At 71.2% G+C, this 20635-nt stretch carries 20 protein-coding genes and 1 riboswitch; of the genes, 11 read left to right on the top strand and 9 right to left on the bottom strand.

Features of this window, described 5'->3' with window-relative positions:
* Nucleotides 1-174 precede the first annotated feature (174 nt).
* Nucleotides 175-342: a hypothetical protein gene (locus ACFW48_RS32515; protein WP_386321121.1), complete on the top strand. Its 168-nt coding sequence runs from the start codon at nucleotides 175-177 to the stop codon at nucleotides 340-342.
* 69 nt (nucleotides 343-411) lie between these two features.
* On the opposite strand, the gene ACFW48_RS32520 is transcribed toward ACFW48_RS32515, so the two are convergent.
* Nucleotides 412-1062 (bottom strand): PadR family transcriptional regulator, encoded by a 651-nt coding sequence (locus ACFW48_RS32520; RefSeq protein WP_386321124.1) that lies wholly within the window; start codon nucleotides 1060-1062, stop codon nucleotides 412-414.
* 275 nt (nucleotides 1063-1337) lie between these two features.
* Here ACFW48_RS32520 and ACFW48_RS32525 point away from each other — a divergent pair, with 275 nt between their 5' ends.
* Together ACFW48_RS32525 and ACFW48_RS32530 are read left to right on the top strand one after the other, a co-directional pair.
* Nucleotides 1338-1751 (top strand): hypothetical protein, encoded by a 414-nt coding sequence (locus ACFW48_RS32525; protein ID WP_386321126.1) that lies wholly within the window; start codon nucleotides 1338-1340, stop codon nucleotides 1749-1751.
* A gap of 347 nt (nucleotides 1752-2098) precedes the next feature.
* Nucleotides 2099-2908: a PhzF family phenazine biosynthesis protein gene (locus tag ACFW48_RS32530; RefSeq protein ID WP_386321128.1), complete on the top strand. Its 810-nt coding sequence runs from the start codon at nucleotides 2099-2101 to the stop codon at nucleotides 2906-2908.
* Nucleotides 2909-2962: 54 nt separating this feature from the next.
* On the opposite strand, the gene ACFW48_RS32535 is transcribed toward ACFW48_RS32530, so the two are convergent.
* A complete protein-coding gene (locus ACFW48_RS32535) occupies nucleotides 2963-3793 on the bottom strand; it encodes a CPBP family intramembrane glutamic endopeptidase (RefSeq protein WP_386321131.1) in 831 nt (276 codons plus the stop codon).
* Between the two features lie 195 nt (nucleotides 3794-3988).
* Nucleotides 3989-5506, bottom strand: a complete 1518-nt coding sequence (locus ACFW48_RS32540) for a glutamate--cysteine ligase (RefSeq protein ID WP_386321133.1) — start codon at nucleotides 5504-5506, stop codon at nucleotides 3989-3991.
* A gap of 553 nt (nucleotides 5507-6059) precedes the next feature.
* On the opposite strand from ACFW48_RS32540, the gene ACFW48_RS32545 reads away from it, so the two are divergent.
* Nucleotides 6060-6644: a hypothetical protein gene (locus ACFW48_RS32545; RefSeq protein WP_193776115.1), complete on the top strand. Its 585-nt coding sequence runs from the start codon at nucleotides 6060-6062 to the stop codon at nucleotides 6642-6644.
* A gap of 286 nt (nucleotides 6645-6930) precedes the next feature.
* Nucleotides 6931-7134: a DUF5999 family protein gene (locus ACFW48_RS32550; RefSeq protein WP_386321136.1), complete on the top strand. Its 204-nt coding sequence runs from the start codon at nucleotides 6931-6933 to the stop codon at nucleotides 7132-7134.
* Between the two features lie 138 nt (nucleotides 7135-7272).
* On the opposite strand, the gene ACFW48_RS32555 is transcribed toward ACFW48_RS32550, so the two are convergent.
* The 5 genes from ACFW48_RS32555 to ACFW48_RS32575 all read right to left on the bottom strand — a co-directional run bounded on the left by ACFW48_RS32555 (nucleotide 7273) and on the right by ACFW48_RS32575 (nucleotide 12845).
* The gene (locus ACFW48_RS32555) at nucleotides 7273-7941 is read right to left on the bottom strand and encodes a potassium-transporting ATPase subunit C (RefSeq protein WP_386321139.1); all 669 of its coding nucleotides are present in this window, start codon (nucleotides 7939-7941) and stop codon (nucleotides 7273-7275) included.
* Nucleotides 7942-7946: 5 nt separating this feature from the next.
* Nucleotides 7947-10100, bottom strand: a complete 2154-nt coding sequence (gene kdpB, locus ACFW48_RS32560; protein WP_386321141.1) for a potassium-transporting ATPase subunit KdpB — start codon at nucleotides 10098-10100, stop codon at nucleotides 7947-7949.
* Nucleotides 10100-11761 (bottom strand): potassium-transporting ATPase subunit KdpA, encoded by a 1662-nt coding sequence (gene kdpA, locus ACFW48_RS32565; RefSeq protein WP_386321144.1) that lies wholly within the window; start codon nucleotides 11759-11761, stop codon nucleotides 10100-10102. The genes kdpB and kdpA overlap by 1 nt, the downstream gene beginning before the upstream one ends.
* Nucleotides 11762-11769: 8 nt before the next feature.
* Nucleotides 11770-11859, bottom strand: coding sequence for a K(+)-transporting ATPase subunit F (kdpF, locus tag ACFW48_RS32570; RefSeq protein ID WP_109004339.1), 90 nt, complete (start codon nucleotides 11857-11859; stop codon nucleotides 11770-11772).
* 509 nt (nucleotides 11860-12368) lie between these two features.
* Nucleotides 12369-12845, bottom strand: a complete 477-nt coding sequence (locus ACFW48_RS32575) for a DUF1707 domain-containing protein (RefSeq protein WP_386321203.1) — start codon at nucleotides 12843-12845, stop codon at nucleotides 12369-12371.
* 185 nt (nucleotides 12846-13030) lie between these two features.
* Here ACFW48_RS32575 and ACFW48_RS32580 point away from each other — a divergent pair, with 185 nt between their 5' ends.
* The 5 genes from ACFW48_RS32580 (at nucleotide 13031) to ACFW48_RS32600 (ending at nucleotide 16857) form a co-directional block, all read left to right on the top strand.
* Nucleotides 13031-13426: a molybdopterin-binding protein gene (locus ACFW48_RS32580; protein WP_386321147.1), complete on the top strand. Its 396-nt coding sequence runs from the start codon at nucleotides 13031-13033 to the stop codon at nucleotides 13424-13426.
* Between the two features lie 204 nt (nucleotides 13427-13630).
* Nucleotides 13631-14467 carry a molybdate ABC transporter substrate-binding protein gene (modA, locus tag ACFW48_RS32585; RefSeq protein ID WP_386321149.1) on the top strand — a complete coding sequence of 279 codons (837 nt, stop codon included), beginning with the start codon at nucleotides 13631-13633 and terminating at the stop codon, nucleotides 14465-14467.
* Nucleotides 14464-15273 (top strand): molybdate ABC transporter permease subunit, encoded by an 810-nt coding sequence (gene modB / locus ACFW48_RS32590; RefSeq protein ID WP_386321152.1) that lies wholly within the window; start codon nucleotides 14464-14466, stop codon nucleotides 15271-15273. The genes modA and modB overlap by 4 nt, the downstream gene beginning before the upstream one ends.
* Nucleotides 15274-15313: 40 nt before the next feature.
* A complete protein-coding gene (locus ACFW48_RS32595) occupies nucleotides 15314-16411 on the top strand; it encodes an ABC transporter ATP-binding protein (protein ID WP_386321155.1) in 1098 nt (365 codons plus the stop codon).
* Between the two features lie 26 nt (nucleotides 16412-16437).
* Entirely contained in the window at nucleotides 16438-16857 is a 420-nt protein-coding gene (locus ACFW48_RS32600) for a molybdopterin-binding protein (RefSeq protein WP_386321157.1), read from the top strand.
* Between the two features lie 85 nt (nucleotides 16858-16942).
* Here ACFW48_RS32600 and gcvP read toward each other — a convergent pair whose 3' ends face one another.
* A complete protein-coding gene (gene gcvP, locus ACFW48_RS32605) occupies nucleotides 16943-19828 on the bottom strand; it encodes an aminomethyl-transferring glycine dehydrogenase (RefSeq protein ID WP_386321160.1) in 2886 nt (961 codons plus the stop codon).
* A gap of 176 nt (nucleotides 19829-20004) precedes the next feature.
* Nucleotides 20005-20100, bottom strand: a riboswitch (glycine riboswitch).
* Between the two features lie 150 nt (nucleotides 20101-20250).
* Here gcvP and ACFW48_RS32610 point away from each other — a divergent pair.
* The gene (locus ACFW48_RS32610; protein WP_386321163.1) at nucleotides 20251-20628 is read left to right on the top strand and encodes a PRC-barrel domain-containing protein; all 378 of its coding nucleotides are present in this window, start codon (nucleotides 20251-20253) and stop codon (nucleotides 20626-20628) included.
* Nucleotides 20629-20635: the final 7 nt, after the last annotated feature.

Genomic DNA, 20635 nt, shown 5'->3' on the forward strand with positions numbered 1-20635 from the left:
AGGGAAGCATCTTCGCGTCCCACGCAGAGTGGACGCACCGGGCCGGAATCTCCTCCTTACGGATGAGATCAAGCCGTTTCGCCCTGCCGGGCGCGCCCCCTGCCTGCGCCTCCCCGGGCAACCGAAGGGCGCCGTCGCGGGTCCAACAGGGGTATGAGGAGCAGGTGCTGGCTCGTGGCCCTGCCTGCCGTCGACGGCAGGCAGTACGTGTACCGGGTGTACGCCCCGGAGGAGGCGCTGCTCGCCGACCTGTTCTGGGAGGCGTGGCACTGCCACGACGAGAGCGCCTTCCCGCGCGCGTGGGATCTCTTCGACGCGGCGGTGATACGGCGGGTCGACTGAGCGCGCCCACACGCGGAGGTGCCCCGCGGATCACTCCGCAGGGCACCTCGCGACGACGGCCGTACCGGGTCAGTCCTCGTCGGCGAGGATCAGGTACAGCTTCTTGCGGGCGTCACCGATGACGGCGAGCGCCTTCTCCCGCTGCTCCTTGCTGCCGGTCTTCCAGACCTGCCCGAAGGCCTCCATCAGCCCGAATCCGGCCTGCCTGATGTCGTTCAGGGCCTCCCAGTCGACGCCCCGCGAGGCCTCCTCCCAGGGAGCGTCCGCGCCTTCCTCGGCCGCGGTCCGGCCCGCCTCGGTGAGCGCGAAGAGCTTCTTGCCGCCCTCGCTCTCGCTGGCGATCAGACCCTCGTCCTCCAGCAACTGGAGGGTGGGGTACACCGAACCGGGGCTGGGCTTCCACGCCCCGCCGCTGCGCTCGGCGATCTCCTGGATCATCTCGTAGCCGTGCATCGGCCGGTCCTTCAGCAGGGCCAGGATCGACGCCCGTACGTCGCCGCGCCGTGCCCTTCCTCCCCTGGGACCGCCGCGTCCGCGGCCTCCCCAGGGCCCTCCGTGGCCGAATCCCGGCCCGAAGGGACCGCCGGGGCCACCACCGGGACCGCCCGGCCCGAAGGGACCGAAGGCCGCACGCCGACCGTCGAAGCCGCCGTGACCGAAGGGGCCACCCTCTCCGCGGCCGTGTCCACCGTGTCCACGCTCGTATCCGTGGTTACGCATCGTCATCACTCCCATCAGTCTTTGATCTGTCGCGTACCAATCGCGATGTCTCAACGATATATCGGAACCTATCGACTGACAAGCCCCCCTTGTCCTGTGCCACCGAAGTCTGAGTGGTGCGGGGTGCTGATCGTCAGGGGTGGCAGTGGGGGCACTCGCTGGTGTATGCGCGGACCCTGATCTCGGAGCGTTTGACCTGGGGTTCTTCGAGGGTTGCCCCATGCGCGTAACAGCCCGACCGATCCGAACGGGCAGGCGGGTTCTATGATCCGCGCATGTCGAACATCTGGGGGCGGGCTGTCCTACTGGCGGTGCTGACAGGAGTCACCGGCTTGGGCATCGGGCGGTTTCTGGTCGCGGAATGCGTACGAGTGCCTGCTGGAGTGGGCAGCCGGTGCGGCGCGTTCATCCATGCGTACGACTACCTGGCCATCGTCGCGTCCATCGGCGGTTGGGGTTGCGCCCAACTCCTTCTTCGGAGCAAGCGCTACCGGGCCGACTGGCGTCCTGCCCTGGGCGTGACCGCCGGCGCGCTCATCAGCGCGGGCGTCATCTTGGCGGTCGCCCCCTCGGCCGCCGCAGGCGTGATGCTCGTTCTCGGACTCGCCGCACCGCAGTTGGCTCGCCGGTACGCGCGCGAACCACAGCCTGAGAACCATCGCCGCCGAATGGAGCGAAGCAACGAGTAGCCGGGCACCAACTGCCGCACGCGAGCCAAGTCCCAGGAGTGCCGTCTCCTTCGTGATGCCGACCGGGCTCGCCGTGGCGTGCGGGCGGCCGGCCGCGGGCCGGTCGCGGACCTGGGGCGCGACCCGGCGATCCGGCCGGACGGGCTGCTGGGACAGGCGGGACGCGCGACCACGGCACGACTGGTGGAGGAGCCCGCCCACGGGGTGACGAGGACGGTCGCCACCTTCCTGGCCCGGAAGTCCGAGCGAGCGTCCCTCGGCGTCATGACCGGCCCGGCGGGAAATCCGGTCCAGAACCAACGAATTGGCCTTGGTCCGCGGATTCGTGGAGCGTCTAGCGTCGAGGCATGCGCATTCGAATCGTCGACGCCTTCACCGACCGGCCCTTCGCCGGCAACCCCGCCGGGGTCCTGCTCCTCGACGCCTTCCCGGACGACGACCGGCTCCAGCGGGTCGCCCTGGAGGTCAACCACGCCGAGACCGCGTTCGCCCACCGCCTGCCCGAGGGCGGCGCGGCCGACTGGGCGCTGCGCTGGTTCACGCCGACCACCGAGGTCGCGATGTGCGGCCACGCGACGCTCGCCACGGCCCACGTCCTGCACACCACCGGCGCCCACGAGGGCGCGGTGCGGTTCGCCACCCGCAGTGGCGTCCTCGTCGCGACGCCGGGCGAGGACGGCTCGATCACACTGGACTTCCCCACCGCGCCGCTCACCCCGGTCGAAGCCCCGAAGGGCGTCGCCGAGGCCCTGGGGGCCGAGCCCCTCGCGGTCCTGGACACCGGGCCGGACATCGGGGACCTGCTGGTCGAGGTCGCCGACGAGAAGACGGTCCGCGGCCTGACCCCGGACCACAAGGCGCTGGCCGCGTACTCCGAGCGCGGCATCATCGCCACCGCCCGCGCGGAGGACGCCGCCCGTGGCTACGACTACGTCTCCCGCTGCTTCTTCCCGAACGTCGGCATCGACGAGGACCCGGTCACCGGCAGTGCCCACACGGCCCTCGCGCCCTTCTGGTCCGAGCGCCTCGGCCGCCCCGGCCTCATCGGGATGCAGGCCTCGCCCCGCTCCGGCCGGGTCCGTACGGAGCTGCGCGGCGAGCGCACGCTGCTGAGCGGGCACGCGGTGACGGTGATCGAGGGCGAGCTGCTGGCGTAGGCCCCGGCCTGGTGGAGGGGAGGCGGCGAAAGGCGTCCCGTCGTCCCCTCCCCGTCACGCCGTCGGCAGCCAGTCCACCTTTCCGGCCAGCAGCGCGTAGCCCACGAAGGCACCGATGTCGAGCAGCGAGTGCGCCACCACCAGCGGGCCCACGCGCCCCCACCGGCGGTACAGGTACACGAACACGACGCCCATCACCATGTTGCCGACGAAGCCGCCGATGCCCTGATAGAGGTGGTACGACCCGCGCAGTACCGAACTGGCCGCGAGCGACGCGCCCGGGCTCCAGCCGAGCTGGTCGAGCCGGCGCAGCAGGTAGCCGACGACGATGACCTCCTCCAGGACGGAGTTCTGCACCGCCGAGAGGATCAGTACGGGGTACTTCCACCACACCTCCGGCAGGGCCTCGGGCACCACGGTGAGGTTGAAGCCGAGGCCCCGGGCGGCCAGGTAGAAGGCGATGCCGGTGCTGCCGATGACGGCGGCGACGGCAGCACCGCGGCCCAGGTCCGGCCATGGACGGGTGCGGTCGAAGCCGAGGGTGCGCAGGCCGCGTCCCTCCCGCAGCAGGAAGTGCGCGACCAGGGCGACCGGGACGAGCGCCGTGGTGATTCCGAAGAGCTGCCAGGCCAGGTCCAGCCAGGGACGGCCGGGCGCGGCGGAGGCGTTGAGGGTGGCCGCCTGTTCCTTGAGCCCGCCCGGCCGGGTGACCGAGCCGATGAAACTGATGAGGGCGGACACCCCGCTGGCGCCGAGCGACAAAGCCAGGACGAGCAGCGTCTCGTCACGCAGGACCCGTCGCGGGAGCCCCTCCTGAAGGGGAACCGGCCCTCCACGAAATGGCTTCTGAGGGAACGAATCGTCCACTGGGCCCGCCTCCGCCATGCACACCTGCCTCCAGCTGGGACGTCACAGCTTGCCCGATCAGTATGAGGCGACGCGCGGCGGGGGCGGTCCCGGTGCTGTCCGGCGCCGGTGCTCGCCGGCGCCGGTGCTCGCCGACGCCGGTGCTCGCCGACGCCGGTGCTCGCCGACGCCCGGAGCATGCCAGGCCCTGGCGCTTTCCCGGTCCCGCCGGTCTCAGCCCAGCGGCGCCGGCTCCGGCAGGCCCACCGGCCACAGGTGCACGGGATCGCCCTCGCGCATGAGCTCGACGTAGCGGCGGGTCGTGGCGGCCAGCGCGGCCTCCCGGGACAGACCGGCCTCCAGCGCCCGGTGGAACGTGGCCGCCTGCCAGGACGCGCCGTTGACCCGGCGCCGGCACCGCTCCTCGATCACGCCGAGGTACAGGTCCCGGTCGGCGGGCTCCACGCCCCACGCGTCGAGACCGGCCTCGGCGAGCGGCAGCAGTTCGTCGCGGACGAGGACGGCGGCGTCGACCTCGGTGGTACCGCCCAGCCGGCCGCGCTTGGGCCACTCGAAGCGGGCGTCGATGCCGTGGCGGCACGCCGCCTCGAAGTTGGCGGCAGCGGCCTCGAAGGGCAGCCGGTGCCACAGCGGCCGGGGCTCCTCGGCGAGCGCGCGCACGACGCCGTAGTAGAAGGCCGCGTTGGCGATGACGTCGGTGACGGTGGGCCCGGCGGGCAGGACGCGGTTCTCCACGCGCAGGTGCGGGACGCCGTCGGCGATGTCGTAGACGGGGCGGTTCCAGCGGTAGACCGTGCCGTTGTGCAGGACCAGTTCGGAGAGGGAGGGCACGCCGCCCGCGTCCAGGACCTCCAGCGGGTCCTCGTCGTCGCAGATCGGGAGCAGTGCCGGGAAATAGCGCCGGTTCTCCTCGAACAGGTCGTACGCCGAGGTCACCCACCGCTCGCCGAACCAGGTACGCGGGCGGACGCCCTGGGCCTGGAGCTCGGGCGGGCGGGTGTCGGTGGACTGCTGGAACAGCGGGGGCCTGGACTCGCGCCACAGCTCGCGGCCGAAGAGGAAGGGCGCGTTGGCGCCGACGGCGATCTGTGCGGCGGTGACCGCCTGGGCGGCGTTCCACACGGCCGCGAAGCGGTCCGGGGTGACCTGGAGGTGCAGCTGCACCGAGGTGCAGGCGGCCTCGGGAGCGATGGACTTGGAGGTGCAGGTCAGACGCTCGACACCCTCGATGTCGAGGGTGAAGTCCTCGCCGCGGGCGGCCACGATCTGCTCGTTGAGGAGGGCGTAGCGGTCGACGGCGGAGAGATTGGACGAGACCAGGTCGTCCCGGTCCAGCGTCGGCAGAATGCCGATCATCGCGATTCCCGCGTCGACCTCGCCGGCCTTGCGGTCCGCATATGCCAGTGACGTACGGATCTCCTCGGCCAGACGGTCGAATACCCGGCCGCCCAGCCGGTGTGGAGCGATGTTGACTTCCAGGTTGAACATGGCGAGTTCTGTTTGGAAGTCACGGCTCGCGATGCGCTCCAGGACTTGCGCATTCAACATTTTCGGCATCCCGTCGGCACCGACGAGATTCAATTCGATCTCCAGCCCCATCAGATTCTTCGGGCGGTCGAACCGCTTCTCCGCCAGAAGTCGCTCCAGACCCGTCAGGCACCGCTGGAGCTTCTCGCGGTAGCGCTGGCGATCGGACAGGTCGAACCGACCTGCCACGACCTTCTCCCCCATGGAAGAGTCCCTTCTCGGAGCGATGAATCGAAGATCCGGCCGCCGGGGGCCGGTCAGGTGGGATGATGCCCAGCCGAAGCGATCGATAACGTCCCCGCACCGGCCCGGCAGCCGCTACGCTGTGCCGATGTGACCGGTGGCACATTCATCGGGCATGACACGTCTAGCAGTTTCCACGGCCGGGAAGTCGTGAAAATCGCCGACGACAATTGGCCGACCGCTCGGTGAACATTCCCCGAGGTCACCGTCGTACACCTGGCGCGAAATCCGGATGATTCCATCATATCGACGGCCGAATGCAACCTTGTACTGGTTGCCGGAATCAGCTAGCCGAAACACAGTCTGAACACATGTCGTATAAACTCCGCGGCAAGGCAGATGACCGGCGCCCACGGTCGATGGATCCTGCCGTCGAGCTGACGCGCGGCAGGCCTCACCCCCTTCTCGGTTCCCGGGCCCCGGCCTCCGCCTCCCCAGCCACGTGAGCTGACAGCGTCGTCCGCCCCCGCTCCGCCCTCGCGCCACCGTGCCTTCGAATGAGAGGCGACCCATCATGCCCCTGCATGTCCCCCCGGCTCCCGCGCCCGCCCTGCGCTCCGTCCTCACCGCCCTCTCGTCTCCCACCGCGGTCCGCGAGGCCCGGACCCCCTCCCTGCTCGGCGCCCAGGGACCCGCCACCCCCGAACTGCCGCTGCCCGTGCACGTCCTGGACCGGATCACGGCGGAGGGCGTGGCGGTGACGCGGCTGACCGGGTGGCGGTTCCTGATCCGCTGCGGCGACCGCGCGGTGGCGGCGGCGGAGACCATGCTGACCCCCGACGGCTGGGCCTTCTCGCACTTCTTCGAGGGCCCCTACGTCGCCTCGACCGAGCACGCGCTGCGCCAGGCCGAGTCGGTGCCCCAGGCCTACCAGCCGCGTCTGCTGTCGGTCCCCGGGCTCTACATGCTCACGCTGTGGCTGCACGGCGACCGGACCGCGGACGCCGCCGCAGGACACCCCGCGGCCACCGACCTGCTGGTGCCGCTGGCGCCGGCCCCGCCCGGCATCGCGGCCCACCGGCCGCACCGGGTCGCCGAGCTGCTGCCGGTCCTCACCCACCGGGTGACGCCGACACGACTGCTGCGTTCCCCCGCCTGACCGCCCCTCTCCCGCCGGCCGCCTCCCGACCCGGGCGGACTAGCCCCAAAGGGCCATGCCGAACCATCCGAAGTGACAGTGCAGTTGGGATGAACCGCCCGCGCGGGTGACGCGTCATCAACCTGTGAGAAGCGGTGCTGCGAAATACCTGCGGATCGAGGCCCGTGGGGCAACACTGGGTTCGGACCGACTTACACAACGGGGGGCGGCCATGAACGAAGCTTCACGCCGCGGGACAGACACGACAGCGACCTCACCCGACTCAACAGACCGAGAGACCCCACTCATGTGCCAGCACCAGCCACCGTGCCCTTCAGTCGACTCCGCCGACCGGGAATCCGCCCGCCTCGTGGCGCACCACCCGGAGCAGGGTTGGAGCCTGCTGTGCAACGGCGTCGTCCTCTTCGAGGACACCGGTGAGCTCCTGCCGGACGGCCGGGTCATCGCCCCGCACCGCCCTGTCGGTGCGGGCCTGATGACCGCCGCCTGAGTACGGGCCGGGCGGTGTGACTCCACTCCGCCCGGTGATGCACGGGGCCGGCCCGCAGACATCGTCTGCGAACCGGCCCCGACGCGTGTCCGGCTCCCCCTCGGCCGTGCCGCGCCGATCGCGTGCCGGCGCTCTCGCTCAGTCCTTCGTCACGAGCTCCTTGAGGGCGATGTTCAGTTCGAGGACGTTGAGCCGCGGTTCGCCGATGAAGCCGAGGGTGCGGCCCTCGGTGTGCCGGTCGACGAGCCCCTGTACCTTCGCGACGGACAGACCGTTCTCCTGGGCGACCCGGGCCACCTGCAGCTCGGCGTAGTCCGGCGAGATGTCCGGGTCCAGCCCCGAGCCGGAGGAGGTCACCGCGTCGGCGGGGATGTCGGACCGCTCGACGGGGTGGCCGGGGACCGAGTTGTCCTTGATGACGGCGGCCTGCGCCGCCCTCACCTGCTCGACCAGCTCCGGGTTGTCGGCGGCCAGGTTGGTCGCACCGGACAGGATCAGCCGGTACTGGGTGTTGATGGTGTTCTCCCCCAGACCGTTGGCCGGGCGGCCCTGGAACCACTTCAGGTCGGGTTCCGGAGTCTTCTGCCCCGGTTTCAGTGGCAGGTTGTACGACTGCCCGATCAGCGAGGACCCCACCACGCGGCCGTCGGCCGAGACTTCCGAGCCGTTCGCCTCGCCGTTGAAGAGGGCCTGGGCGACGCCCGTGACCACCAGTGGGTAGATGACGCCCGTCACCAGGGTCAGCACGAGGAGGGCACGCAGGCCGGCCCCGAGCAACCGGGCGGTGTTCGATACTGAGTTGTTCATGGCGGTCAACCGATTCCGGGGATGAGGGACAGGAGCATGTCGATGATCTTGATGCCGACGAAGGGGGCGACCAGTCCGCCGAGGCCGTAGACCGCGAGGTTGCGCCGGAGCATCCGGTCGGCGCTCATCGGCTTGTACCGCACACCGCGCAGGGCGAGCGGCACCAGCACGACGATGATCAGCGCGTTGAAGACGACCGCCGACAGGATCGCCGAGTCCGGCGAGGACAGGCGCATGATGTTGAGCTTGTCCAGGCCGGGGTAGACCGCCGCGAACAGCGCCGGGATGATCGCGAAGTACTTGGCGACGTCGTTGGCGATGGAGAACGTGGTCAGCGCGCCCCGCGTGATGAGGAGCTGCTTGCCGATCTCGACGATCTCGATGAGCTTGGTCGGGTTGGAGTCGAGGTCGACCATGTTGCCGGCCTCCTTGGCGGCCGCCGTGCCGGTGTTCATCGCCACCCCGACGTCGGCCTGCGCGAGCGCGGGCGCGTCGTTGGTGCCGTCGCCGGTCATCGCGACCAGCTTGCCGCCGGCCTGTTCACGCTTGATCAGGGCCATCTTGTCCTCGGGCGTGGCCTCGGCGAGGAAGTCGTCGACACCTGCCTCGTCGGCGATCGCCTTGGCCGTCAGCGGGTTGTCGCCCGTGATCATGACGGTCTTGATGCCCATGCCCCGCAGTTCCTCGAACCGCTCCCGCATGCCCTGCTTGACGACGTCCTTCAGGTGGATGACCCCGAGGACGCGGGCCCCGTCACCGTCCTCGACAGCGACCAGCAGTGGCGTACCGCCCGCCTCGGAGATGCCGTCGGCCAGCCGCTCCGTGTCCTCGGCGACCTCGCCACCGCGCTCGCGCACCCAGGCGGTCACCGAACCGGCCGCTCCCTTGCGGATCCTCCGGCCGTCGACATCGACGCCGGACATGCGGGTCTGTGCGGTGAAGGAGATCCATTCGGCGCCGGTCAGCTCGCCCTGGTGCCGTTCGCGGAGCCCGTACCTCTCCTTGGCGAGGACGACGACCGAGCGGCCCTCGGGGGTCTCGTCGGCCAGCGAGGAGAGCTGGGCGGCGTCCGCCACCTGAGCCGCCGTCGTACCGCGCGCCGGCACGAACTCGGCCGCCTGCCGGTTGCCGAGCGTGATCGTGCCGGTCTTGTCCAGCAGCAGCGTGGAGACGTCACCGGCCGCCTCGACGGCACGGCCCGACATGGCCAGCACGTTGCGCTGGACCAGGCGGTCCATGCCCGCGATGCCGATCGCGGAGAGCAGGGCGCCGATCGTGGTCGGGATCAGGCAGACCAGCAGTGCCACCAGGACGACCATCGTCAGTTCGGTGCCCGCGTGGTCGGCGAACGGCGTCAGCGTGGCGCAGGCCAGCAGGAAGACGATGGTCAGCGAGGCCAGCAGGATGTTCAGCGCGACCTCGTTCGGGGTCTTCTGCCGTGCCGCGCCCTCGACCAGGTTGATCATGCGGTCGATGAAGGTCTCGCCCGGCTTGGTGGTGATCCTGACGACGATGCGGTCGGAGAGGACCTTCGTCCCGCCGGTGACGGCGCTGCGGTCGCCGCCCGACTCGCGGATGACGGGCGCCGACTCACCGGTGATGGCCGACTCGTCGACCGAGGCGACACCCTCGACGACATCGCCGTCGCCCGGGATGACGTCTCCGGCCTCGCAGACCACCAGGTCGCCGACGCCCAGCTCGGTGCCGGGGACCGTGCTCCCGTCCACCCGGCGGGCGACCGTGCCGGTCTTGGCCCTGCGCAGCGTGTCGGCCTGGGCCTTGCCCCGGCCCTCGGCGACGGCCTCCGCCAGATTGGCGAAGAGCACGGTCAGCCAGAGCCAGGCGCTGATGGTCCAGCCGAACCAGTCCCCGGGGTCCGTGATGGAGAAGGCGGTGGTCAGCACCGAGCCGATCCACACCACGAACATCACGGGCGACTTGACCATCACCCTTGGATCGAGCTTGCGGAACGCCTCGGGCAGCGATCCGACCAGCTGCGCGGGCTCGAAGAGCCCGCCGCCGACACGGCCCTCGGCGGACGTCCGGCCGGTAGGCACGTCGCTGTGCGGCGCCCGGTTCTCGGTGGCCGTGGTGGAGGCGGCTGTGGTGGAGGCGGCTGTGGACATGGAGTCCTCTTGCTTCTGTGTACGAGCGGTCATCACGCCAGCCCTTCGGCCAGCGGGCCCAGGGCCAGCACCGGGAAGTAGGTGAGACCGACGATGATCAGGATCGCGCCCACCAGCAGGCCGGTGAACATCGGCTTCTCGGTGCGCAGGGTGCCCGCTGTCGCCGGTACCGGCTGCTGCCCGGCCAGCGAGCCGGCCAGCGCCAGGACGAACACCATCGGCAGGAAGCGGCCGAGCAGCATCGCGAGCCCGGTCGTGGTGTTGAACCAGTCGGTGTTCGCGTTCAGGCCGGCGAAGGCCGAGCCGTTGTTGTTCGACGCGGAGGTGAAGGCGTACAGCACCTCGGAGAAGCCGTGGGCGCCGGGGTTGAGCATCGAGTTCGGCGGCGTCGGCAGGGCCATCGACAGCGAGGTGAACACCAGCACCAGCGCCGGAGTGATCAGGATGTAGACGGCCGCCAGCTTGATCTCGCGGGGGCCGATCTTCTTGCCGAGGTACTCCGGTGTGCGTCCGACCATGAGCCCCGCGATGAACACCGCGATGATCGCCATGATCAGCATGCCGTAGAGACCGGAGCCGACACCGCCGGGCGCGATCTCGCCCAGCATCATGCCCAGCATCGCGATGCCGCCGCCGAACCCGGTGTACGACGAGTGGAAGGAGTCGACGGCACCGGTGGAGGTGAGCGTCGTGGTCACCGCGAAGATCGACGAGCCGCCGACCCCGAAGCGCAGTTCCTTGCCCTCCATCGCGCCGCCGGCCGCCTGGAGCGCGGGGCCGTGGTGGGCGAACTCGGTCCACATCATCAGGGCGACGAAGCCGACCCAGATGGTGGTCATGGTCGCGAGGATCGCGTAGCCCTGACGCACCGAGCCGACCATGACGCCGAAGGTCCGGGTCAGGGAGACCGGGATGAGCAGGATCAGGAAGATCTCGAACAGGTTGGTGAACGGCGTCGGGTTCTCGAAGGGGTGCGCGCTGTTGGCGTTGAAGTAGCCGCCGCCGTTGGTGCCCAGCTCCTTGATGACCTCCTGCGAGGCGACGGCGCCGCCGTTCCACTGCTGCGGGCCGCCCAGGAACTGGCCGACCTCGTGGATGCCGGAGAAGTTCTGGACGACTCCGCAGGCGACCAGCACGAGCGCGCCGAGGACGGCCAGTGGCACCAGCACGCGGGTGACCCCGCGCACCAGGTCCGACCAGAAGTTGCCCAGCTCCCCGGTGCGAGCGCGGGCGAAGCCCCGCACGAGGGCGACGGCCACGGCCATGCCGACCGCCGCGGAGACGAAGTTCTGCACGGCGAGACCGGCGGTCTGCACGACGTGCCCCATCGTCTGTTCGCCGGAGTACGACTGCCAGTTGGTGTTGGCCACGAACGACGCGGCGGTGTTGAAGGCCTGCGCCGGCTCCACCGAGTCGAAGCCGAGCGAGCCCGGCAGGACGCCTTGGACGCGCTGGAGCAGGTAGAGGAAGAGGACACCGGCGAAGGAGAAGGCGAGCACGCCGCGCAGGTACGCGGTCCAGCGCATCTCCGCGTCCGGGTTGGCACCGATGCCCTTGTAGATCCACTCCTCGACCCGCAGGTGCTTGCGGGAGGAGTAGACCCGGGCCATGTGGTTGCCCAGTGGGGCGTGCACGACAGCCAGTGCGCCGATGAGGGCGAGCAGTTGGAGCACGCCGGCGGTTACGGAACCCATGGGTACTCTCAGAACCTCTCCGGGAAGATCAGGGCGAGGACGAGATAGCCCAGCAGGGCGACGGCCACGAGCAGGCCGACGATGTTCTCGGCGGTCACAGCTTCGTCACCCCCTTGGCGACGAGAGCCACCAGCGCGAAGACCGCGATCGTGGTGACGACGAAGGCCAGGTCGGCCATCGTGAGCTCCTGGAGTGAGGTTCGGTTGCGACTAGGACGCTTCGAGCAAAGCTCCTGTTCGACCGGATGCGACCACCGTTGACGGGTCCCATACGGTGGCCTGTGCCCCTTTGACGGATCTCTTACGGTGCCCGGATCGGGACGCCCGGCAGCCGCCCGCGCGAGGCGAGGCACGGGCCCGCCGCGGAGGCGTGAGGAACGACGGCGCGCACGTCAGAGCCGCATCAAGGCCCGCCGCTCCCGCCCGCGCGGTCCCCGCGGCCGCCTCGAGTCCGGGTTGTCGATCAGCACCTGCCGGGACTGTGGCAGCGCCTGACCGAGGACGCGCGTACGCCGTCCGCGTCGGGCTCACTGCTGTGCGGGGCGACGACGCCGCGCCGCCCGGCCGGCCGGCCGGCCGCGTCGAGCGCGAGACCGCTCTGACGGTCTTCAAGGTCTCCGGACGGGAATGACGTACCGCGCCTGCGCGAAGCCGTGCCTACGCCTTTTTCTCGAACCTGCGACGCGCCGAACGCCCCACGGCCGGGTCACGAGCTCCAGCGCCCCGGCGCGCATGTCGAGGTCGATGTGGAGGGTGCCGTGGGTGATCACGGCGCGGTCGAGGTCGAGTGTCACCTCGCCCCAGGCCGACCGGATCTCCATCCGCCGCGGCACCACCCAGCCGTCGCCACACCGGGTGGACGCCCCTTCCTGCTCGGTGCGGACGACATCCTTCACCTCGACGGCCGGGCCCCCGCCCGGCGTCACCGGCAGGTCGGCGGTCAGGACTGCCGGCTCTCCCAGCGTCCGCGCGGTGAGCGCCGCCTCCACCCGCTCGTCCAGTTCCTCGGCGGTCAACCGGCCGTCCCCGGCGGCGCCGCTCAGCAGGACCACGACCTGGTCCCGGTCGGCGTGCGAGGCCCGCAGTCCAGGCGACTCGCCGACTCGCCGACTCGCAAGGGCTGCACCGTCATCGCTCCACGCCGGACTCCCCGGGGCGCCCGAGCGAACACCCCACCGTCACCGCGCACAGACTGACGCTATATCGCGTTATGCCCAACGGTCGGCCCCGCGTCACCACCACTTCCCCCCGGCGCCCTATCGTGACCGGCATGCAGTCCTACACGATCGGCCAGGCGGCGCGGCTGCTCGGCGTCAGTCCGGACACCGCCCGTCGCTGGGCCGACGCGGGCCGGATCACCACCCACCGCGACGAGGGCGGGCGGCGACTCGTCGACGGGCGCGACCTGGCCGCGTTCTCGGTCGGCCTGGCCCGGACCGGCGGCGCCGACGAGGAGACCCCGTACACCTCGGTCCGCAACGCCTTCCCCGGCATCGTGACCGCGATCAAGCTCGGCGACGTGGCGGCCCAGGTCGAGATCCAGGCCGGCCCGCACCGGCTCGTCTCCCTGCTGACCCGGGAAGCGGTCGAGGAACTCGGCCTGGAGGTCGGCATGGAGGCCACCGCCCGCGTGAAGTCGACGAACGTCCATATCGACAGGGCCTGACCCGCCGCCACCGTCAGTCCCGTACGAACGCACATGCCAGGCATTTTCCGTACCTGGCTAGCTCATGCGATGCGACAGGAGACTTACCCATAGCAGATGCGGAAGTATGATCGGCGCAACGGAGAGCCCGCCGTGCGCCCGGTCGCCCAGCCCGGCCGCGGAACCCGTCGGACTCCTGCCCCAACGCCGAGGGAGTGGCCCGTGATGACCCGTTCCGTGTGCCGGACCCGCCGCATCCGCCGGAGCCTGCGGGTGAGCGGTGCGGGAGCCGCCGCGCTGCTGGCCCTGAGCGCGTGCTCGTCGTCCTCCGGCCCGGATGCGGGCTCGGACTCCGCCGGTTCCTCGTCATCCTCCTCGTCGAAGGTCTCCGGCCAGGTCACCGTCTTCGCCGCCGCCTCGCTCAAGGAGAGCTTCACGACGCTCGGCGAGCAGTTCGAGAAGCGGCATCCGGGCACCGAGGTCACCTTCAACTTCGCCGGCAGCGACACCCTCGCCGCCAGCGTCACCGGCGGCGCACCGGCGGATGTGTTCGCCTCCGCCAGCCCTGGGACGATGGCCACCGTCACCGACGCCGGGGCCGCGGACGGCACCCCGTCCACCTTCGTGCGCAACCAGCTGGAGATCGCCACCCTTCCGGGCAATCCCGACAAGATCTCCTCCTTGAAGGACCTCACGGGCTCCGGGCTCAAGGTCGTGCTGTGCGACGAGTCGGTGCCATGCGGCGCCGCGGCACAGAAGGCGCTGGAGGCCGGCGGCCTCCGGCTCACCCCCGTCTCGTACGAACAGGACGTCAAGGCCGCCCTGACCAAGGTCGAACTGAAGGAGGCCGACGCCGCCGTCGTCTACAAGACGGACGTGAAGGCGGCCGGTGGCGAGGTGACCGGCGTGGACTTCCCCGAGTCGGCCAAGGCCGTCAACGACTACCCGATCGCCCTCCTCGAGGAGGCTCCCAACGCCGACGCGGGCAAGGCCTTCATCGAGCTGGTGAAGTCCGCCGAGGGGCAGCGGGTGCTGACCGCGGCCGGGTTCGGCACGCCATGAGGAAACCCGGCGTGCCCAGGACCGGTGCCCGCATGGTGCCGGTCCCCCTGCTGGTACCCGCCCTCGTCGGCCTGGCCTTCCTGCTGCTGCCCCTGATCGCCCTGCTGGTACGGGCACCGTGGCGCGACCTGCCCGACCAGCTGGCCAGCCCGGAGGTGTGGCAGGCCCTGCGGCTGTCGCTGCTGTGCGCCACGTCGGCGACCGCGTTGAGCCTGGTCGTCGGCGTGCCGCTGGCCTGGCTGCTGGCCCGCACGGAGTTCCCCGGCCGCGGCTTCGTCCGCGCGCTCGTGACGCTCCCGCTCGTGCTCCCCCCGGTGGTGGGCGGCGTGGCGCTCCTGCTGGCGTTCGGGCGCAACGGCGTCATCGGGCAGTGGCTGGACGCGTGGTTCGGGATCACGCTGCCGTTCACGACGACGGGTGTCATCCTCGCGGAGACGTTCGTGGCGATGCCGTTCCTGGTCATCAGCGTGGAGGGCACCCTGCGCGCCGCCGACCCGCGCTTCGAGGAGGCCGCCACGACGCTGGGCGCCTCCCGCTTCACCGCGTTCCGCCGGGTCACGCTGCCGCTGATCGCGCCGGGCATCGCGGCGGGCGCCGTCCTGGCCTGGGCACGTGCGCTGGGCGAGTTCGGGGCGACGATCACGTTCGCGGGCAACTTCCCGGGCCGGACCCAGACCATGCCACTGGCGGTCTATCTCGCCCTGCAGAACGACCCGGCGGCGGCGATCGCCCTCAGCCTCGTGCTGCTGGCCGTCTCCATCGCCGTACTGGCCGGTCTCCGGGACCGCTGGATGAGGGCGGCATGACCGGCTGGACGAGGCGTCCGGCCGGCCGGAGGAGGACGACGTGACCGACCCCGACGAACCGACCACCGCCACGGACCCCACCGACGGCCACGCGCCCGACGGCGGCCTCGACGCCCGGCTCGTCGTGGACCGCGGCACCTTCCACCTGGACGTCGCGCTGACCGCCGCGCCCGGCGACGTCGTCGCCCTGCTCGGCCCCAACGGCGCCGGCAAGACCACCGCCCTGCGCGCGCTCGCCGGCCTCGTCCCGCTCGCCGACGGCCACCTGCGCCTCGACGGTGTCGCCCTGGACCGCAGGCCGCCCGAGTCCCGCCCGGTCGGCGTGGTCTTCCAGGACTACCTGCTTTTCCCGCACCTCACCGCGCTCGACAACGTCGCTTTCGGGCCGCGCTGCCGGGGCGCGAGCAGGGCCGAGTCCCGGGCGCTGGCCGCCGCGTGGCTGGACCGCATGGGCCTCGCCGACCACGCGGGTGCCAAGCCGCGCCGCCTCTCCGGCGGCCAGGCCCAGCGCGTCGCACTCGCCCGCGCCCTGGCCACCAGTCCCCGGCTGCTGCTCCTGGACGAGCCCCTCGCGGCGCTGGACGCCCGGACGCGGCTCGAGGTGCGGGCCCAGCTCCGCCGCCATCTCGCCGAGTTCGAAGCCGTGGCCGTACTGGTCACGCACGACCCGCTGGACGCCATGGTGCTGGCCGACCGACTGGTCGTCGTCGAGAACGGCACGGTCGTCCAGGAGGGCGGCCCCGCCGAGATCGCCCGCCGGCCCCGCACGGACTACATCGCGCAGCTGGTCGGCCTGAACCTCTACCGCGGGCGGGCCGACGGCCACAGGGTCCGCCTCGACGCCGGCCCGGCCATCACCACCACCGAGAACCTCTCCGGTCCGGTCTTCGTGGCGTTCCCGCCGGGCGCCGTGACGCTGTACGCGGAGCGCCCCGCGGGCTCCAGCGCCCGCAACCTGTGGCACTGCGAGGTCGCCGGACTGGAGACCCACGGCGACCAGATCCGCGTGGACCTCACCGGCGAACTCCCGCTCGCCGCCGACCTCACCACGGTCGCGGCGGCCGAGCTCGGCCTCCACCCGGGCGCACCGGTGTGGGCGACGGTCAAGGCGACGCAGACACACGCATACCCGGCATAAAGGCCCTCTCAGGCTACGGTGCCCTCATGAGCCTGAGCATCCGCAACCAGCTCCCCGGCACCGTCACCGCCGTCACCCCGGGCGAGGCCATGGCGACGGTCAGGGTCCGCCTCTCGGGCGGCCAGGACCTCACCGCGGCGATCACCCGGGACGCCGCCGCCGACCTCTCTCTCACCGCCGGGACCGAGGTCCGCGCCCTGGTGAAGTCCACGGAGGTGTCCGTGGCGACCGGCCGCGTCGAGGGCCTGTCCATCCGCAACCGGCTGCCCGGTACGGTCACCGCCCTCACCGCCGGCGACGCCATGGCCTCCGTCCGGGTCGCCGTCGAGGGCGCCGAACTGACCGCCGCGATCACCCGGGAGGCCGCCGACGACCTGGGGCTGTCCGTCGGCGTCCCCGTCGTCGCGCTGGTCAAGTCGACGGAGGTGTCGCTCGCCACCGCGTGACACACGGCGAGAGGCGTGACACACGGCGAGAGGCTCCGTGCAAGGCCGTCCCGGGCCTGCACGGAGCCTCTCGCGTACCGGCGGCTCAGTCCTCGTAGGCGTCCAGCGGCGGGCAGGAGCAGACCAGGTTCCGGTCACCGAAGGCCTGGTCGACGCGGCGCACCGGCGGCCAGTACTTCTCGGCGGCGGACACCCCGCCCGGGAAGACGGCCTCCTCGCGCGTGTACGCGTGGTCCCACTCACCGCCCAGCGCACCGGCGGTGTGCGGCGCGCCCCGCAGCGGGTTGTCGTCCGCGGACCAGGCGCCGGAGCCGACCTTCTCGATCTCCGCGCGGATGGCGATCATCGCCTCGCAGAACCGGTCCAGCTCGGCCAGGTCCTCGGATTCGGTCGGCTCGATCATCAGCGTGCCGGCCACCGGGAACGACATCGTCGGCGCGTGGAAGCCGTAGTCGATCAGCCGCTTGGCGACGTCGTCGACGCTCACGCCGGTCGCCTTGGTCAGCGGGCGCAGGTCGATGATGCACTCGTGCGCGACCAGCCCGCCGGGGCCGTTGTACAGCACCGGGAAGTGCGGCTCCAGGCGCTTGGCGATGTAGTTGGCGGACAGCACCGCCACCTGCGTGGCGCGCTTGAGGCCCTCGCCGCCCATCAGCCGGACGTACGACCACGAGATCGGCAGGATGCCGGCCGAGCCCCACGGCGCCGCCGAGATCGGGCCGACGCCCGTCTGCGGACCGGCCGCGGGCTGCAGCGGGTGGTTGGGCAGGTACGGCGCCAGGTGCGACCGTACGGCCACGGGGCCGACGCCGGGACCACCGCCGCCGTGCGGGATGCAGAAGGTCTTGTGCAGGTTCAGGTGCGAGACGTCGCCGCCGAAGTGACCGGGCTTGGCGAGACCGACCAGGGCGTTGAGGTTGGCGCCGTCCACGTAGACCTGGCCGCCGGCGTCGTGCACCCGGGCGCAGATGTCGGCGACGTGCTCCTCGAAGACGCCGTGCGTGGAGGGGTAGGTGATCATCAGCACGGACAGCTCGTCGCGGTGCTTCTCGATCTTGGCGCGCAGGTCCTCGACGTCGATCTCGCCGTCGTCGGCGGTCTTGACGACGACGACCTTCATGCCGGCCATGACGGCGCTCGCGGCGTTGGTGCCGTGCGCGGAGGACGGGATGAGGCAGACGGTGCGCTGGTCGTCGCCGTTGGCGCGGTGGTAGGCGCGTACGGCGAGCAGACCGGCGAACTCGCCCTGCGACCCGGCGTTCGGCTGGAGCGAGACCTTGTCGTACCCGGTGACCTCGGCGAGCCGCTCCTCAAGCTCACGGATGAGGGTGAGGTAGCCCTGCGCCTGCTCGGCGGGCGCGAAGGGGTGCAGCTGCCCGAACTCTGACCAGGTGACCGGCTCCATCTCGGTGGTCGCGTTGAGCTTCATGGTGCAGGAGCCCAGCGGGATCATGCCCCGGTCCAGCGCGTAGTCGCGGTCGGCGAGGCGGCGCAGGTAGCGCAGCATCGCCGTCTCGGAGCGGTGCTGGTGGAAGACCGGGTGGGTGAGGAAGTCGTCGGTGCGCAGCAGCGCCTCGGGCAGCGACTCCTCGGTGGCCGCGTCCAGCGCCTCGATGTCGCCCTCGACGCCGAAGGCGTTCCACACGCCGCCGACCTGGGCGCGTGTGGTGGTCTCGTCGCAGGCGAACGACACGTGGTCGGCGTCGACGAGCCGCAGGTTGACGCCGTTCTCGCGGGCGGCGTGGACGATCGCGTCGGCCCGGCCGGGCACCCGCGCGGTGACCGTGTCGAAGTAGGCGCCGTGGACGATGTCGACGCCACCCGCCGCGAGACCGGCCGCGGTGATCGAGGCGTACCGGTGGGTGCGCCTCGCGATGGCCCGCAGCCCCTCGGGCCCGTGGTACACGGCGTACATACCGGCCATCACGGCGAGCAGCACCTGCGCGGTGCAGATGTTGCTGGTGGCCTTCTCGCGGCGGATGTGCTGCTCGCGGGTCTGCAGGGCGAGGCGGTAGGCCTTGTTGCCGTCGGCGTCCACGGAGACGCCGACGAGGCGGCCGGGCAGGCTGCGCGCGAACTTCTCGTGCACGGCCATGTAGCCGGCGTGCGGCCCGCCGAAGCCCATCGGCACCCCGAAGCGCTGCGTCGTGCCGATGGCGATGTCGGCACCCAGCTCGCCGGGCGAGGTGAGCAGGGTGAGCGCGAGCAGGTCGGCGGCGACGGTGACGAGGGCACCGAGCTCGTGGGCCCGGTCGACGACCGGCTTGATGTCGCGTACGGCACCGGAGGCGCCCGGGTACTGGATCAGGACGCCGTTGATCTCCCGCTCGGCGACCTCGGCCGGGATGCCCTCGCTGAGGTCGGCGACGACCACCTCGACGCCGGTCGGCTCCGCGCGGGTCTGTATCACGGCGATGGTCTGCGGCAGGGCGTCCGCGTCGACCAGGAACAGACCCTTCTTGTTCTTGCCCATGCGCCGGGAGAGGGCCATCGCCTCGGCGGCCGCGGTGCCCTCGTCGAGCAGCGATGCACCGGAGGTCGGCAGGCCGGTGAGCTCGGCGACCATCGTCTGGAAGTTCAGCAGGGCCTCGAGACGGCCCTGGGAGATCTCCGGCTGGTACGGCGTGTACGCGGTGTACCAGGCCGGGTTCTCCATGACGTTGCGCAGGATGACCGGCGGGGTGAAGGTGCCGTAGTAGCCGAGGCCGATCATGGAGTCGAGGACCTGGTTGCGGTCGGCCAGGGAGCGCAGCTCGGCCAGCACCTCGGCCTCGGAGCGCGCGCCCGGCAGGTCCAGCGCGTCGGCGTTCTTGATCACATCCGGCACCGCGGCGGCCGTCAGCTCGTCGAGCGAACCGTAGCCGACCTGCGCGAGCATCTTGGCCCGCGCCTCGTGGTCGGGGCCGATGTGGCGCTGCTCGAACGGCATTGCCTGTTCGAGTTCGGAGAGCGGGGTGCGATGGGCGGTCATTGCGGAGGCCTCCTGGTCTGACGACCTTCGAGGGGCACCACGGCGCGGGTACCCGAACGGCCTCCCCCTCTGTCATCTCGACCTGAGAGCTTCACCGGGCGGGCCCGAGGGCGCTCCCGGCTTTCACCGTCGGTGAGAGCGGAAGCCGTCGACCCCGCCCTGCTTTCCAGAGTGACCTCGTCCGTGCGGTACGTGAGCCTGAGAGATTCCGGGGAGGATTTGCTCCTTCGGCGCCTCCGGTGGTGTCCGGAGGACTCTCCCGCGCGGGGTCAGCAGCCGTTTGCCAGCGTACCAGCGAGGTCGACGCACGGACCTTCGAGTGGCCGACCGGCCATATGTGCTCTTTTGTAGTACTACGGATGATTTCGGCGGCTGGTGGGTCGGCTGGTGCGCGACCCCAGTGCGACCAAGTGGAGGGCCCCGTGCGTACCGACATCGACCCGCGCAACCTGATCGGCCGCAAGGCGTTCGACCGCAACGGCACCCGGATCGGCACCGTCGACGAGGTCTACCTCGACGACGCCACCGGCGTCCCCGAGTGGGCGGCGATACGCACCGGCCTGTTCAGCCGGGACGCCTTCGTGCCCCTGGAGCCGAGCGAGCTGCTCGACGGCACCTTGCGCGTGCCCTTCGACCGGGCCCTGATCAGGGAGGCCCCCGACTTCGGCGTCGGCCGCCACCTCTCGCCGGAACAGGAACTCCAGCTCTACCACCACTACGGTCTCGACGTGGCCGCTCCTCCCCCGCTCCCCGACCACGACTTCGGCAAGCTGGCGGGCCAGGGCAAGGAGGAGGGCTGACGATCCG

The sequence above is a fragment of the Streptomyces sp. NPDC058812 genome, from assembly GCF_042744565.1.
In the GTDB taxonomy this organism is placed as follows: Bacteria; Actinomycetota; Actinomycetes; order Streptomycetales; family Streptomycetaceae; genus Streptomyces; species Streptomyces thinghirensis.